General features: G+C 64.9%; 13 protein-coding genes. 3 read left to right on the forward strand and 10 right to left on the reverse strand.

The window, feature by feature from the left end:
* Nucleotides 1-230: 230 nt before the first annotated feature.
* The 10 genes from GB927_RS00925 to GB927_RS00970 form a co-directional block, all read right to left on the reverse strand.
* Entirely contained in the window at nt 231-1,067 is an 837-nt protein-coding gene (locus GB927_RS00925) for a sugar phosphate isomerase/epimerase family protein (RefSeq protein WP_256114618.1), read from the reverse strand.
* Complete coding sequence (locus tag GB927_RS00930) at nt 1,064-2,269, reverse strand: NAD(P)/FAD-dependent oxidoreductase (RefSeq protein WP_256114619.1); 1,206 nt, start codon at nt 2,267-2,269, stop codon at nt 1,064-1,066. Before GB927_RS00930 ends, GB927_RS00925 begins: the two co-directional genes overlap by 4 nt.
* A gap of 55 nt (nt 2,270-2,324) precedes the next feature.
* Nucleotides 2,325-3,269, reverse strand: coding sequence for a substrate-binding domain-containing protein (locus GB927_RS00935; protein ID WP_256114620.1), 945 nt, complete (start codon nt 3,267-3,269; stop codon nt 2,325-2,327).
* A 75-nt stretch (nt 3,270-3,344) separates the two neighbouring features.
* Nucleotides 3,345-3,656, reverse strand: a complete 312-nt coding sequence (locus tag GB927_RS00940; protein ID WP_256114621.1) for a MocE family 2Fe-2S type ferredoxin — start codon at nt 3,654-3,656, stop codon at nt 3,345-3,347.
* Complete coding sequence (locus tag GB927_RS00945) at nt 3,653-4,687, reverse strand: sterol desaturase family protein (protein WP_256114622.1); 1,035 nt, start codon at nt 4,685-4,687, stop codon at nt 3,653-3,655. Before GB927_RS00945 ends, GB927_RS00940 begins: the two co-directional genes overlap by 4 nt.
* A gap of 129 nt (nt 4,688-4,816) precedes the next feature.
* Nucleotides 4,817-5,818: a LacI family DNA-binding transcriptional regulator gene (locus GB927_RS00950; protein ID WP_256114623.1), complete on the reverse strand. Its 1,002-nt coding sequence runs from the start codon at nt 5,816-5,818 to the stop codon at nt 4,817-4,819.
* Between the two features lie 14 nt (nt 5,819-5,832).
* The gene (locus tag GB927_RS00955; protein WP_256114624.1) at nt 5,833-7,263 is read right to left on the reverse strand and encodes an amidase; all 1,431 of its coding nucleotides are present in this window, start codon (nt 7,261-7,263) and stop codon (nt 5,833-5,835) included.
* 76 nt (nt 7,264-7,339) lie between these two features.
* Nucleotides 7,340-7,618: a hypothetical protein gene (locus tag GB927_RS00960; RefSeq protein WP_256114626.1), complete on the reverse strand. Its 279-nt coding sequence runs from the start codon at nt 7,616-7,618 to the stop codon at nt 7,340-7,342.
* Nucleotides 7,615-9,909: an FdhF/YdeP family oxidoreductase gene (locus tag GB927_RS00965; protein ID WP_256114627.1), complete on the reverse strand. Its 2,295-nt coding sequence runs from the start codon at nt 9,907-9,909 to the stop codon at nt 7,615-7,617. Before GB927_RS00965 ends, GB927_RS00960 begins: the two co-directional genes overlap by 4 nt.
* Nucleotides 9,910-9,979: 70 nt before the next feature.
* On the reverse strand, nt 9,980-10,456 hold the full coding sequence (locus GB927_RS00970; RefSeq protein ID WP_256114628.1) for an Lrp/AsnC family transcriptional regulator: 477 nt from the start codon (nt 10,454-10,456) through the stop codon (nt 9,980-9,982).
* 139 nt (nt 10,457-10,595) lie between these two features.
* Between GB927_RS00970 and GB927_RS00975 the strand changes: the two genes are divergently transcribed.
* The 3 genes from GB927_RS00975 (at nt 10,596) to GB927_RS00985 (ending at nt 14,245) form a co-directional block, all read left to right on the forward strand.
* The gene (locus tag GB927_RS00975) at nt 10,596-11,615 is read left to right on the forward strand and encodes a 1-aminocyclopropane-1-carboxylate deaminase (RefSeq protein WP_256114629.1); all 1,020 of its coding nucleotides are present in this window, start codon (nt 10,596-10,598) and stop codon (nt 11,613-11,615) included.
* 164 nt (nt 11,616-11,779) lie between these two features.
* Nucleotides 11,780-12,535: an alpha/beta fold hydrolase gene (locus GB927_RS00980; protein WP_256114631.1), complete on the forward strand. Its 756-nt coding sequence runs from the start codon at nt 11,780-11,782 to the stop codon at nt 12,533-12,535.
* Nucleotides 12,536-12,661: 126 nt separating this feature from the next.
* Nucleotides 12,662-14,245: a Na+/H+ antiporter gene (locus GB927_RS00985; RefSeq protein ID WP_256114632.1), complete on the forward strand. Its 1,584-nt coding sequence runs from the start codon at nt 12,662-12,664 to the stop codon at nt 14,243-14,245.
* Nucleotides 14,246-14,257: the final 12 nt, after the last annotated feature.

Genomic DNA, 14,257 nt, shown 5'->3' on the forward strand with positions numbered 1-14,257 from the left:
GGATTCACTTTGTTTCAAATGCCGACAAGAAAATCGGCAGAATTTCCGTCTGCTAATCGTTCATTAATCTTTACCGGAATCCGGCGGCCGATGCCATAGCTGGCACAGTCAGTTACAATCTATGGTTAAAATCACTTAACATATACATGACAAAAGCCAACGAAGAGAGGTGGCCGGGAACCACCTCTCTTCTTTCGACCGCAACCCGAGGAGGTCGGCTGCGGCAGAGGCTACCGGTCGATCGCGGCCCAGAGACCCCGCACCATCCGGCGCAGGAGCAAGGCCTCCGCCCATCTGTCCGTCGTGTCGTTGCCGTCACGTCCGGTGATGGCATAGGGCTTGGGGCCGAGTTCGCAGGTGAAGACCAGTTCGGCATCGTCAGCGGCACGCGATCGCCACGCGCGAAAACCGTCGTCCCACCATTGCAGGAAGAGATCGACCCAGGGGCGATGGTGCGGAAAGGTGATCTCGATCTGCACCTGTTCACGCGAAGCGACGCGGCCGTGGAAGGCTTTTGCATTGCGCAGGATGCGCTGAATCAGCGCGTGGTTTTCAGCGTCGACCGGAAAGGCGAACTCCCGACCGACGAGGAAATGTGAGAGGTCGGCGAGGAGCGGCAGGTCTGGACGGCGCTCCAGCAGGTCGAGTGTGAAGAAGAGATCCGTGGTCATGCGATCGCGATGCGTCTCGATGAAGACGGGAATGCCCGCATCCTCGGCAAGCCGCATCCAGCCATCGAGCAGCGGCAGGCAATCCTCGATACGGCGCAGCCGCACATCGGGTTGCAGGTTGATATGGCTGACCGGGAATTCGGTCGCCAGTTCGAGCGGCAAGCGCAGGTCGTCGATGGTGCGCGGGAAACAGACGCCTTCGATCTTCAGCCCGGTGCCGCGCAGGGTTTCGTCGAGACCCGCCACGTCCCGGCGATTGGTATAATGCGCGCTGACGCCATCGAACCCCGCCGCCGCAATCATCGCGATGTTTTCCGCGAGGCTGCGCTCCTGGCCGTCGGTGTTCCGGCGCTCCATTGCCCAGAGCGATTGAAAGACAAGCAGCTTTTGCATCACGCGGCCCGTGCGCTCTTGAGGAGCGTTTTGAGGTTGACGCCCGGGTCCATCAGCGCGGCCGGATCGGGGGCGACGCCGGCGGCGATCAGCATTTCCGCCAGTTTGATATCCCTGGCGATACCGTTGCCGACACCAAGACCTGCTGCGGCGACGAGGCGCCCGCCGTCAAGATAGAACTCCAGTTCGCCGTCGCCAAGCGTGCGCACGATACTTTGATGCCCCGGCAGCGGCAGGCCTGCCACCTGCAAGCAGAGATCGTATTGGTCGGACCAGAACCAGGGCGTCGCAGCAAAGGCCTCGTTGGCACCCGCCATGTTGCGCGCGGCCGTCTCGGCCTGGCTGCGCGCGTTGCGCCAACTCTCGAAGCGGACTTGGCCGCCATCGGGCTGAGACACGGCGGCGCAGTCGCCGGCCGCGAAAATGTGCGGGTCGCTCGTGCGCAGAAATGCATCGGTGAGGATGCCGTTGCCGGTTGCAAGTCCGGCGGCCTCGGCCAGTGCCATATCAGGCACGACACCGACGGCGGCAACAACGATGTCGGCGGGCACGCACGCGTCATCGGCCAGCAGGACGGCGTCGGGAGTGATCTCGGCCACGCCTTGCCCGAGATAGAACAGCACGCCCTCCTCCATATGCCGGGCATGCAGCGTCGCGGCAAAGCGCGCGGGAACCGCCCGCCCGAGCGGCTTTGGCGCTGCTTCGATAATGCTGACGGCGACGCCTTTGCCGCGCAGCACCGCGGCAAGCTCCATTCCGATCAAGCCGCCGCCGATAATTGCGACTCGCCCGCCCGCCTCTGCCTTGGAAAAGATCGCCGCCGCATCCGCATAGGTACGGAAGTCGAGCGCGCGCCCGGCGCCGGGGCATGCCAGGCGTCTCGGCCGCGCGCCGGTGGCGAGGAGCAGTTTATCATAGGCCAGCGTGCGCCCGTCGCTGAGCACTACAGATCGGGCGTCCGGCTCGATGCGCAAGGCAGAAACGCCCTGATGATAGTCGATGCCAGTGGCCTCCAGCGCCGGTAGCCCGCAGATCGGCTTCATCTGCACCGCGCCGTCCAGCGGCTTGGAGAGCGGTGGGCGCTCGTAGGGCGAATGCGGCTCCGCGCCGACCAGCGTGATAGCACCCGAAAAGCGCGCCTCGCGGGCGGCAAAGGCCGCGCGGGTGCCGGCCTCGCCCGCACCGATGATGACGATACCCTGCATGTCGTCTCCCTGGAAAATGAGACCGGCGCGAACCAGAAGCGCGCCGGCCGGAGCATTAGTTCTTGCTGGCGTATTCGGCCATGTTCTTCGGCGTCACGAGCTCGAAAGGCACCATGACTTGCTTTTCGACCGGTTCGCCGCGCGCAAGCGCCACGGCTGTATCCATGGCGCTTGCCGATTGGCCCTTGGCATTCTGGAACACGGTCGCGTCGAGATCGCCGGCGGCCATGGCGGCAAGGCCATCTTGCGTCGCATCGATGCCGATGACGATGACATCGTCCATCGACAGGCCGGACGCTTTCAGCGCCTGGATCGCGCCGATCGCCATTTCGTCATTGTTGGCGAAGACCACGTCGATCGGCTGGCCGGCGGTGATCCAGTTCGTCGTCATGTCCATGGCATTGGTGCGCGTCCAGGCGGCGGACTGCTCGTCGGCGATCGTGACGCCCTTGCAGTCGCCCGCCGCCAGCGCGTCCTTGAACGAGGAGGTGCGATCGCGCGAGGCCTGATGGGCGAGATCGCCCATCAGGATGTAGACCTGCGCCGCGCCCGCCTTGCCCTTCTCCTGGAGCAGCGAACAGGCCGCCTCGCCAGCCAGGCGCCCGGCGTCGGTTTCCTTGGATCCGACATAGGCCTGCTTTTCCGGCAGCTTGTCGACGTTTTCGGGTTCCAGATTGAGGTACACGAGCGGAATGCCGGCCTTCGCCGCCGCTTCGCTGACACCCGGGGCAGCCGACGTGTCCGTCAGCGTCATGACGATCGCATCCACCCCTGCCGCAATGAAATTGTTCACCTGGTTGAGCTGCTTGGAAATGTCGGTCTGCGCGTCCTCGACCTGGACGTTGACGCCCGCGACCTCGGAGGCCCTAGCGCTCAGCCCTTCGCGCAGCAGCGTCTGGAAATTGTTGTCGAAGCTCTGCATTGAGATGCCGATCGTCTCGGCCGAGGCAGCACTTGCCGTCAAGGCGGCCAGCACGGCCGCCAGATACAGTGTTTTCATCATATCCTCCCAATGGGTGCCGGTTCACCCGATCACATTCCGGAAGCCCGATGGGCCTGGTTGATGTGCGCGGCGCTAGCTGAGCGCCACGCGGATCTCGCCGTCGATCACTTCGACGGGATAGATCTTTAGGTTCTCGCAAGCGGGGAGCCTGAGCGCCTCGCCGGTGCGGTAGTCGAAGGCGCCGGAATGCTTGGGACATTCCACCTCGAAATCCATGACCAGCCCGTCCGCCAGATGGATCGCCTCGTGGGTGCAGAGGCCGGCGGTGCAGTAGACGCTGTCGTCCGGTCCGCGGTAGAGCGCGTAGGTGCGGCCGCCATGGTCGAAGCGAATGGCGCCTTCCTGTTCGATGTCGTCGAGCTTGCAGGCGGGAACCCAGGTCATTCGGCTGCTCCCTGAACTTGCGTGCGGGCCTTGCGGGCGGCGAGCTTTTCCTTGCGCCGGCGGTAGCGTTCCTGCATGCGCGCCTCGCCGTCCGCCGAGCCGTCGTGCCAGGTGCCGAACCACTTATCGAGCGGGATCAGCGCGTCGCCGTAGTTCACCTCGAAATATTTGTGGTGCAGGTAATGCGCATAGGCGTGGCTATCGACCAGCTTGTCCTCGCCGACCTCCACCTTGTCGAAGCCGACATGGCCGGGGATCGCGCCGAAGCCGGCATAGTGCAACTGGTAGAGCATGAGGATCGGGTTCGACGGCAGGACCAGGTGGTAGAAGGCCGTGCCGAGATAGAGAAAATGCTCGACCGGATGCATCGACAGCGAGGACCAGGGCGACGGGTTGACCGAATTGTGGTGGACCGAATGCACCCATTTGTAGAGGAACGGCGTGTGGATGAGCCGATGGATGCAGAAGAAGTGGAACTCGTGGATGATCGGCACCACGAGGGCGACGAGGGCAAGCGTCCACGGGTTTTCGGTGAAGCTCAGCCAGGGCGCATAACCATTGGCATAGGCCCAGAGCATCGCGACCTCGATGGCGGTCCAGATGGTGACGCCGGAAAGGAAGGTGCGCAGGATATTGTCGAGGTTCTGGCTTTCGAACCAGAAAGCCTTGTTCTTCTGATCTGCGGGGAATTTGCCGTTGTACTTGAAGCGGTTCTCCTGCCGCTTCAGCACATAAAGGTGAACCTCGAAGGCGCCATAGAAAAGCGCCACGCAGACAGCGTTGACGGCATAGAGCCAGGCGATCCAGCCGGCGCTCAGCGTCGCCATCGTCTCCACCGGCGGGATGACCCAGGCCCAGTAAGCGACGGCGGAGGCCGCGAAGATCGCATTCCACGGGAAGAAATAGTGCGGCAGCCACTTCAGGACCGCCAGCAGCCGCGGCGGAAAGGTGAAGAGCGGTGCGGTTTCGACAGGCTCATGCGGCGCCCAGTCCCCCCGCTTGTTGCGCGTGCCATATTTTAAGTCGTCCATAACGCTCTCCTTCGGCAGACCTTTCCGATGGGAGACGCGCGGCCTTTTCCTGAAACGCCGCCTCTCCTCCCGACCGCAAAAGTAGCAGGAGGCCGTTCAAACACCGAAGGCTTAGTTGATCAAAACAGATCAAAGACTCTCGGCGGTAATGGTGATGAAGCGGATGGGATTGCGGTCCGGCTCAACCTCGGTGAGACCGACGCGACGCAGGATGAGGTCGAGCGCACGCTGCGCCTGCGCCTCCGGCGCCTGGTCGAGCACCACATCCATGATGCCGTCGCGCAGGGCCGCGCGGGTGTAGTCGGTCAGTTCGTGGCCGATGAACAGAATGTCCTTGCCGCGACCATGGCGCCGCAGCACGTCGATCAAGGCCGAGTTCGCGCCGCCGGCATTGTAGAGACCGACGAGGTTCGGAAACATGCCGAGCGCCATCGCGAGCGTTTCCGCGCTGAAATGTTCTTCGTCGCGGGTGAAGCCGAGCCAGTCGAAACTGATCGCACCGGGATGGTCGCGAAAATATTCGGAAAAGCCGCGGATACGGTCATGGTGGACCTGATAGATCGGATGGCACAGCGCGACGACCGGGCCTTCCGTCCGCGCCATGCGGGCGATGAAATGGGCGGCCGTGCGCCCCGCGGCGTAGTTGTCGATGCCGACGAAGTCGACCTTGTCCTCGGAAGCACGGGTCACGACATGGACGACCGGCACGCCCTGCCGGACGACTGTTTCCACCGCCGCCCGGATCAGCGGGCTGTTTGGAACCGCAAGGATAAGGCCTGCGCGCGGCACGTCCGTGGACAGGATGTGCCGGGCGATCTCCTGCGGGTTCATCTCCTCCGCAAACCGCCGATGCACCACCACGAGCGGATCGAGCGTCGCGGCGATCCGTTCGAACGCCTTGGAGAGGCGGCGATAGAAGGTCGTCTCGGGGCGCACCATCAGCACGTCGATGCGCAGCAGGCCGCGGTGTGCTTCGGGAAGCGTGCGCGGATAGTTGAGGCTGCGCGCGGCGGCGACCACCTTCTCGACCAGTTCGGGCCGCACGCCCCCTCGCCCGTTGAGCACCCGCTCCACCGTCGCGGTCCCCACCCCGGCCTGGCGGGCGATGTCCCGGTAGCGCGGTTTGCTCACGCTAAAACCTCCCGCTAGCTGCCGGCATGAACCGGCGCCCGCAGCGCGCTCCACGGGCGGGCCAGCTCAAGGTCGCAGGCGACGCGCACCAGGGTCGCCTCGTCCGCAAAACGGCCGACGACCTGGATGCCGATCGGCATGCCGGTGCGGTCGAGGCCGAGCGGCAGGCTGACGGAGGGCTGGCCGGTGGCGTTGAAGGTGCCGAGGAAGGTGAAGAGCGTCGTATCGCCCTCGGAAAACGCCTGCGCCGTCAGGTCCTCGCGCGTCGTCGAGAACAGGCCGTGTTCCGGTGCCGTGACCGGCGTCGTCGGGGTCAGCAGGATATCGAAGCGCTGCGTGGCGACGGCCACGTCATGGCGGATTTTGCGCAGGACCTCGAAGACGTTGACGATCGCCGCCGGCGACATGGCGAGCGTCTGCTCCATCAGTTTCAGGATCACCGGCTCCAGCGTCGTAGCATCGAGCGGCTTGCCGAGCAGGCGGGCGAAGTCCGGCATTTCGGCAAGGCCGAGATTGAAGCCGCCCATGACGCCGACCATGATATCCTGCGGGTCTGCGGGCGCGCCGATTTCCTCGATCTCGTGGCCCATCTCGGCGAGAAGGGCTGCCGTTTCGTCGAGCACGGCCAGCACGTCTGGCGCAATCGGCACCCTGCCCCAGGCGGTGCGCGCGAGGCCGACGCGCAGCTTGCCGGTCGGCCGGTTCAGCTCCTCGACATAGGGACGCTCCGGCTCGCGGATGATGAAGGGATCGCCCGGCTCCGGGCCGGAAAACACGTCGAGCGCCGCCGCCATGTCGCGCACCGTGCGGCAGACGACGAATTCGCGGGCGAGGCCGAAGAGCGAATCCTGACCGTCGGGGCCGCCGGAAACGCGGCCGCGCGAGGGATTGAGCCCGACCAGGCCGCACCAGCCGGCCGGAATGCGGATCGAGCCGCCGCCATCGGACGCGTGCGCGATCGGCACGACGCCGGCAGCGACCGCCGAGGCCGCACCGCCGGAGGAGCCGCCCGCCGAGCGGGTGAGATTCCAGGGATTGCCCGTGACGCCTTCCAGCAGGGTCTCGGTGAAGCCGGCAAAGGCGAATTCCGGCACGGCGCTGCGGCCGATGAGGCGCAGGCCGGCCGCCTTGGCGCGGGTGGTGTAGTAGCTGTCGAAGGTCGCGACATTGCCCTTCATCAGCCGGCTGCCGCATTCCTGAAGGCGCCCGGCCTCCTTGGAGCCGATATCCTTGCGCAGGAACGGCACGCCGGCGAAGACGCCCTCGTCCGGGCCGGTCACGTCTTCCGCATCAGCGTAGAACTCGACGACCGCATTGATTTCGGGATCGACCTTTTCATGCGCCGCGCGGGCGAGCGCGGTCAGTTCGCGGGCGGAAATCTCCCGGCGCTTCACCAGATCGGCAAGTCCAGTCGCGTCATGGCTGCAATATTCGGAAAGGTTCATGGAAAATCCTGACGGTCATGACGCGGGACCGCCACACAAGCCAGCACTGGCGCTTTTGTCAACCGGCGCGCTGCCGTCAGGTTTTTCCGGGCAGGATGTAATGCGTGCGCATCGTGCGGGCGTCGCGCGTCTCGATGGAAAGCCGGTCGCCGCGTTCGGCAAGCGCATTCAACTCCCGCAGCACGAGCGCATGGGCGAGCCCGAGATGGCGGGCGAAGGTGCGGCTGTCATGCGCGATGCCGAGCGACGCGGCGGCAAGAAGTCCCGCCTGGATCGCGCTCAGCCGCGGCTCCTCCGCTTGCAGCCGGGCGACGAGCGTCAGGAACTGCTCGGCATCCGGCACCGTGCCGGTCACGCCGCCTCGCGCTTGCGGAAGGTCACCATGATCGACTTGGAGGTCGGCGTGTCGCTTTCCTCGCCCGCGCTGGCGAGCGGCACCAGCACGTTGAGTTCCGGATAATAGCCGGCGATGCTGCCGCGCGGGATATCGTAGGGCACGAAGCGGAAATCGGGCGCGATGCGCGCGATCCCGTCGTCATGGTCGCCGACGACGTCGATGCGGTCGCCCGCCTGCGCGCCCATGGCCTTCAGGTCTTCCGGGTGGATGAAGATGACCTGGCGTTCGCCATAGACGCCGCGATAACGGTCGTCGAGGCCATAGACCGTCGTGTTGTACTGGTCGTGCGAGCGGAAGGTCTGTAGCGCAAAACGCCCGCCGCCCTTGCGCGCCTTCTGGTGCACGGTCTCTGCCGGCAGCGGACCGGAGAAGAAGGTCGCCTTTGCCGCAGGCGTATCCCATTCGCGGTGCGCGGCCGTGTTGCGCAGGTGGAAACCGCGCGGCTTGCGCAGGCGCCTGTTGAAATCCTCGAAGCCCGGAATGGTCGCCTCGATGGCGTCGCGGATGCGGTCGTAGTCCTCGGCGAGCGCCGTCCAGTCGATGGTGCCCTCGCCAACCGTCGCCCGCGCAATGCCGGCAATGATGGCGACTTCGGACTTGAGATGCGGCGAGGCCGGACGGTTGATGCCGGCCGAGCCATGCACCATGCTCATCGAATCCTCGACGCTGATGAGCTGCGAATTGCCCGCGGCGTTGAGGTCCATCTCGGTGCGGCCGAGGCAGGGCAGGATGAAGGAGACCTCGCCCGGCATCAGATGCGAATGGTTCGGCTTGGTGGCGACATGCACCGTCAGCTTGAGGCTGCTCAGCGCCTTTTCGACGAGCGCGCTATCCGGCGTGGCGCGGGCGAAATTGCCGCCGAGGCCGATGAAGGCCTTTGCCGAGCCGTCCAGCATGGCGCCGATCGCCGAGAGCACGTTGTGCCCGTGCTTGCGCGGCACTGCGAAGCCGAAATGTTTTTCCAGCGCGTCGAGGAAGGCTTGCGAGGGCTTCTCGTTGATGCCGACGGTGCGATCGCCCTGCACGTTGGAATGGCCGCGCACCGGGCAGAGGCCGGCGCCGGGCCGGCCGATATTGCCGCGCAGGAACATGAAGTTGGCGATCTCGCGGATCGTCGCGACGGAATGCAGGTGCTGCGTCACCCCCATCGCCCAGGTGCAGATGACGCGCTCGGCCTTGATGTAGACCTCGGCGGCGCGCTCGATCTCGGCGCGCGTCAGGCCGGACTGGTCCTCGATCTCGGCCCAGCCCGTCGCCTCTACGGCGGCGCGATACTCGGCAAGACCGGCGCAATGTTCAGCCAGGAAGGCGTGGTCGAGCACGCTCGGCAGGCCGGCGGCCACCGCCGCGTCCTCGGCGGCGAACACCACCTTCGCCATGCCGCGCACGGCCGCCATGTCTCCGCCGAGCTGCGGCTGGAAATAATGGCTGGCAATATCCGTCGCGCCGCCGCGCAGCATCTCGATCTTGTCCTGCGGATCGGAGAAGCGCTCCAGGCCGCGCTCGCGGATGGGATTGAAGACGACGATGCGGGCGCCGCGCATGGCGGCCCGGCGCAGGTCGCCCAGCATGCGCGGATGGTTGGTGCCGGGGTTCTGGCCGATCACGAAGACCGCATCCGCCGCCTCGAAATCTTCGAGCAGTACCGTTCCCTTGCCGACGCCGATCGCCTGGCGCAGCCCGACGCCGCTCGCCTCGTGGCACATGTTCGAGCAGTCCGGGAAATTGTTGGTGCCGTAGGCGCGCACGAACAGCTGGTAAAGATAGGCCGCCTCGTTGCTGGCGCGGCCGGACGTGTAGAATTCCGCACGGTCGGGATTGTCGAGACCTTTCAGGATGCCGCCGATTTCGGCGAAGGCATCCTCCCAGGCGACCGGCAGATAACGATCGCTCGCCGCGTCGTAGCGCATCGGGTGCGTCAGGCGGCCGTTGAGCTCCAGCTCGTAATCCGTCAGCCGGCGCAGTTCCGAAACGGTATGGGCGGCGAAGAAGGCCGGCGAAGCGCGTTTTTCCGTCGCTTCCCAGGCGACGGCCTTCACGCCGTTTTCGCAGAATTCGAAGGAGGAGCCGTGTTCGGGATCGCCCCAGGCGCAGCCCGGGCAATCAAAACCGTCCGGCTGGTTAGCCTTCAGCAGGGTGCGCGCGCCGGAGATCGGCATGCCGCTCTCCAGAAGCCTTTTGCCGCAACTCTTCAACGCTCCCCAGCCACCGGCTGCGGAGGATTTCTTGCCGATAAAAGTCGTTGTCATGACTCATGTATTATCGACAGCAGGGCGGGGATCAAGGCGACTGTCACGATGGCTTGATAGTCAATTCCTATCAAAACGGCAGACGAGCATTCTCCTTCACTTCCTTCATGACGAAGAAGGTGCGCGTCTGGCGCACGCCGGGCAGCGCGATCAGCTTCTGGCCATGCAGCTTGTTGAAATCCGCCATGTCGCGCACGCGGATTTTCAAGAGATAATCGAAATCGCCGGCAACCAGGTTGCAGTCGAGCACTTCCTTCATCGCCATCACCGCGCCCTCGAAGGCGGCAAAACTCTCGGGCGTCGACCGGTCGAGCACCACGCCGACCATGACAAGCGCGCCGAGACCGACCGCGGCCGGCGCCACTTCGGCCCGCACACCGGTGATGTAACCCTCGTCGAAAAGCCTCTGCGTGCGCCTGTGGCAAGTGGCCGGACTGGCATTCACGCGCTCGGCGAGATCGGCATTGGAAAGCCGGCCCTCGGATTGCAGGGCGCGCAGGATCTTCAGGTCAATCCTGTCAAAACCCTCTTCGGAAGAATCTTTCATTTTTCACCACTCAATCCGAAAAATTAAATCACCAGTGCACAAATCTATCGGTTCTTTGGAAAAACGGCCACAAAAATAGAGAGCACCTTCCACACGGTTTCTGCCATCTTTCCTTGGCAAAATCGGAACGGAGGACACAATGTCACTGCTCGAAAAATTCGAACGCTACCCGCTCACCTTCGGCCCGACGCCGATCGAGCATCTGCCGCGGTTGTCGGCCGCAATCGGCGGCAAGGTTCAGATCTACGCCAAGCGGGATGATTGCAATTCCGGCCTCGCCATGGGCGGCAACAAGCTGAGGAAGCTCGAATATATCGTGCCGGACGCCATCGCCTCGGGTGCCGATACGCTGGTCTCGATCGGCGGTGTGCAATCGAACCACACGCGCATGGTGGCCGCCACGGCTGCGAAGATCGGCATGAAATGCGTGGTCATCCAGGAAAAATGGGTGCCGCATTACGATGCCGTCTACGACCGCGTCGGCAATATCCTGATGACGCGGCTGATGGGGGCGGACAGCCGGCTGGTCGACGACGGTTTCGACATCGGCATCCGCAAGAGCTGGGAAGACGCCATCCAGTCGGTGAAGGATGCCGGCGGCAAGCCCTACCCGATCCCCGCCGGCGCCTCGGTGCACAAATACGGCGCGCTCGGCTATGTCGGCTTCGCCGAGGAGGTCGCGGCGCAGGAGAAGGAACTCGGCTTCACCTTCGATTACATTGTCGTCTGCGTCGTCACCGGATCGACCCAGGGCGGCATGATCGTCGGCTTCGCCGCGCAGGACCGTGCCGATCGGGTAATCGGCATCGATGCCTCCGGCACGCTCGACCAGACCCGCGCGCAAGTGCGCGGCATCGTCGATGCAACGGCCGAACTGGTTGGCCTCGGCCGGGCGATCCGCGAGGACGAGATCGTCATCAACCCCGATTATGCCTATCCGGCCTATGGCGTGCCGTCGGAAGAGACCAATGCGGCGATCCGGCTTGCCGCCCGCACCGAGGCGATGATCACCGACCCGGTCTACGAGGGCAAATCCATGCAGGGCATGATCGACCTCGCGCAGAAAGGCTTCTTCCCCGAGGGCTCCAAAGTGCTCTACGCCCATCTCGGCGGCGCCCCGGCGCTGAACGGCTACAGCTACTACTACAAGGACGGCTGACCGCCGGCTCGATCCAAAAACCCCATTGAAGACGAACGGCCCGGCGCTGCCGCCACGGCAGCTAGCGGTGGCGTTCGTCTTCCAAAACGAGAAGCGTCGCTTCCTTGAGGCAAGACGCCACCCCCAGGGGACGATCCCACCAACCCAAGGAAAGGACTTTTGAAATGCGCAAGACATCCATTCTGCTCGCCGCCCTGGCAAGCATTGCGCTCGGCCCTGTCGGGCAGGCGTTTGCGGAACCCGTTAGGAACGTCGTGATCGTGCATGGCGCGCTTGCCGATGGTTCCGGCTGGCGCAAGGTATTCGACCGGCTGACGGCCAAGGGCTTCAAGGTCACCGTCGTCCAGCCGCCGATGACCTCGCTGGAAGACGACGTCGCCGCGACGAAGCGTATCCTTGACCAGCAGGACGGGCCGTCGGTGCTCGTCGGCCATAGCTATGGCGGCATGATCGTCACCGAAGCAGGCACCGCGGACAATGTCGCGGGCCTCGTCTATGTCGCGGCGTTCCAGCCGGATGCGGGCGAAACCCTGCTCGACCTCGCCGGCAAAACGCCGGCCGCGACCAAGGCCATCATGGCGACGAAGGACGATTATCTCTTCCTCGACCCGGCCGCCTTCGCCGCCGATTTCGCGGCCGATATCCCGGCGGACGAGGCCCGCTTCATGGCCCACTCCCAGGTCTACCCCGCCAAGGCGGCGTTCGAGACCAAAATCACGGCGCCGGCCTGGAAGAGCCGCAAGAGCTGGGCGCTGATCGCAACCGACGACCGCGCCATCCACCCCGACCTGATGCGCGACATGGCCAAGCGCGCCGGCAGCGAGCCGGTCGAGGTGAAGGCGAGCCATGCCGTCTTCATGTCACAACCGGCAGCGGTCGCCGACCTGATCGAGAAGGCCGCGACCACGCTTTCGGATTGATGCACTGCGGCGTTAGGGGCCATGCCATTGGCGACACGGGATTTTCCGCCGGAGGGCAATTGCCTTTCGGCGGAATGCGCTTTGTAATGAAGCCGACGGTAATAAAGCCGTTCGGGACAGAAGCGCATGGATCCTACACATTTGTTCGAACTCGTGATCGGGATGTTCCTGGCGATCATCGTGCTGCACTATGCGGCCCACCGGCTCGGGCTGCCGCCTTCCGTGGCGCTGCTCGCGGGCGGTGCGTTGCTGGCCTTCGCGCCGGGCCTGCCCACCATCGAAGTCGATCCGGAGCTGGTTCTCATCATCTTCCTGCCGCCGCTGCTGATGGACGGTGCCTGGTTCATCGCGCTCGGCCGCCTGCGCCGCCACATGATCGGCATCGCCTCGCTCGCCGTCGGTGCCGTGGTCTTCACCTGTGTCGTCGTGGCCGTGGTCACCCATCTGCTGTTCCCCTCGCTGCCCTGGGCCGCCTGCGCGGCGCTCGGCGCCATCGTCTCGCCGCCCGATGCGGTCTCCGCCCGCGCCGTGCTGCAGCAGGTGAAACTGCCGCGGCGCCTGCAGATCCTGCTCGAAGGCGAAAGCCTGTTCAACGATGCGAGCGGCCTCGTGCTCTTCCGCTTCACCATCGCCGCCGCCGTCACCGGCGCCTTCAGCACGGTGGATGCGGTCGGAAGCTTCTTCGTTCTGGCAATCGGCGGTGCGCTGGTCGGCATCGCCATCGGCACGGTCTGGGTGCTGCTCGTGCGCCGCCTTGAAGACGACTACCTGATCATCGCCGCCACGGCGCTGCTCTCCTGGACATCCTACCTGCTCGGCGAATTCTTCCACGTCTCGGGCGTCATCGCCACCGTGACCACCGGCCTCATCGCCGGCTGGCACCAGCACACCGTCTTTTCCGCCGCCACCCGCATGCGCGGCACCTCCTTCTGGACCGTGCTGGTCTTCCTGATGGAGGCCGCGGTCTTCATCCTGATCGGCCTCTCGCTGCGTGGCGTCGTGGAGCGCGGCGGCGGCATCGACGTCGTGGTCGCCACAATGGGATTGCCGATCCTCGTCATCCTCATCGCGCTGACGCTCGCGCGCTTCGCCTGGGTGTTCGGCTCCGACTATGTGATCAGGCTGTGCAACATGCTGGGGATCGATCGCTATACGCCGCTCGGCGCCCGCGGCTCCACCGTGCTCGGCTGGGCGGGTGTGCGCGGCGTGGTCACGCTGGCGCTGGCGCTCTCCGTGCCGGAAGGCTTTCCGGGCCGCGATTTCATCCTCGTCACATCCTTCGCCGTCATCCTCGGAACCGTGCTGATCCAGGGCACGACCCTGGGCAAGGTGATCGCCTGGGCGAAGCTCAGCGAGCCGGCCTCGGAAAAGCCACGGCTCACCATGAGCCAGACCGAAGCTGCCATGGCGCAGGCACAGTTCGTGGTCGTACGAAGCCGGGCATACGATGGAGACGGCAATCTCGTCCACCCGCAATTGCTGGAGCGCTACCAGCGCAGGGCGACATCGATCGTCGACTATGCCGAGCGCACGGAAGACTACACGCCGGTTCTCCATGCCCATTTCGACCTGGTGCTCGAAGCCGTCGCCACCGGCCGCCGCGAACTCATCCGCCTCCACCGGGCCGGCGAGATCGACGACGAGACGCTGCACGAACTGGAACGCGACCTCGACCTCGAAGAACTGAGCGCCATTTCCGCCAAGGCATGACCGCCCCCGCCC

Origin of the sequence: Shinella lacus (assembly GCF_010994755.1) — a bacterium.
GTDB classification, from domain to species: domain Bacteria; phylum Pseudomonadota; class Alphaproteobacteria; order Rhizobiales; family Rhizobiaceae; genus Shinella; species Shinella lacus.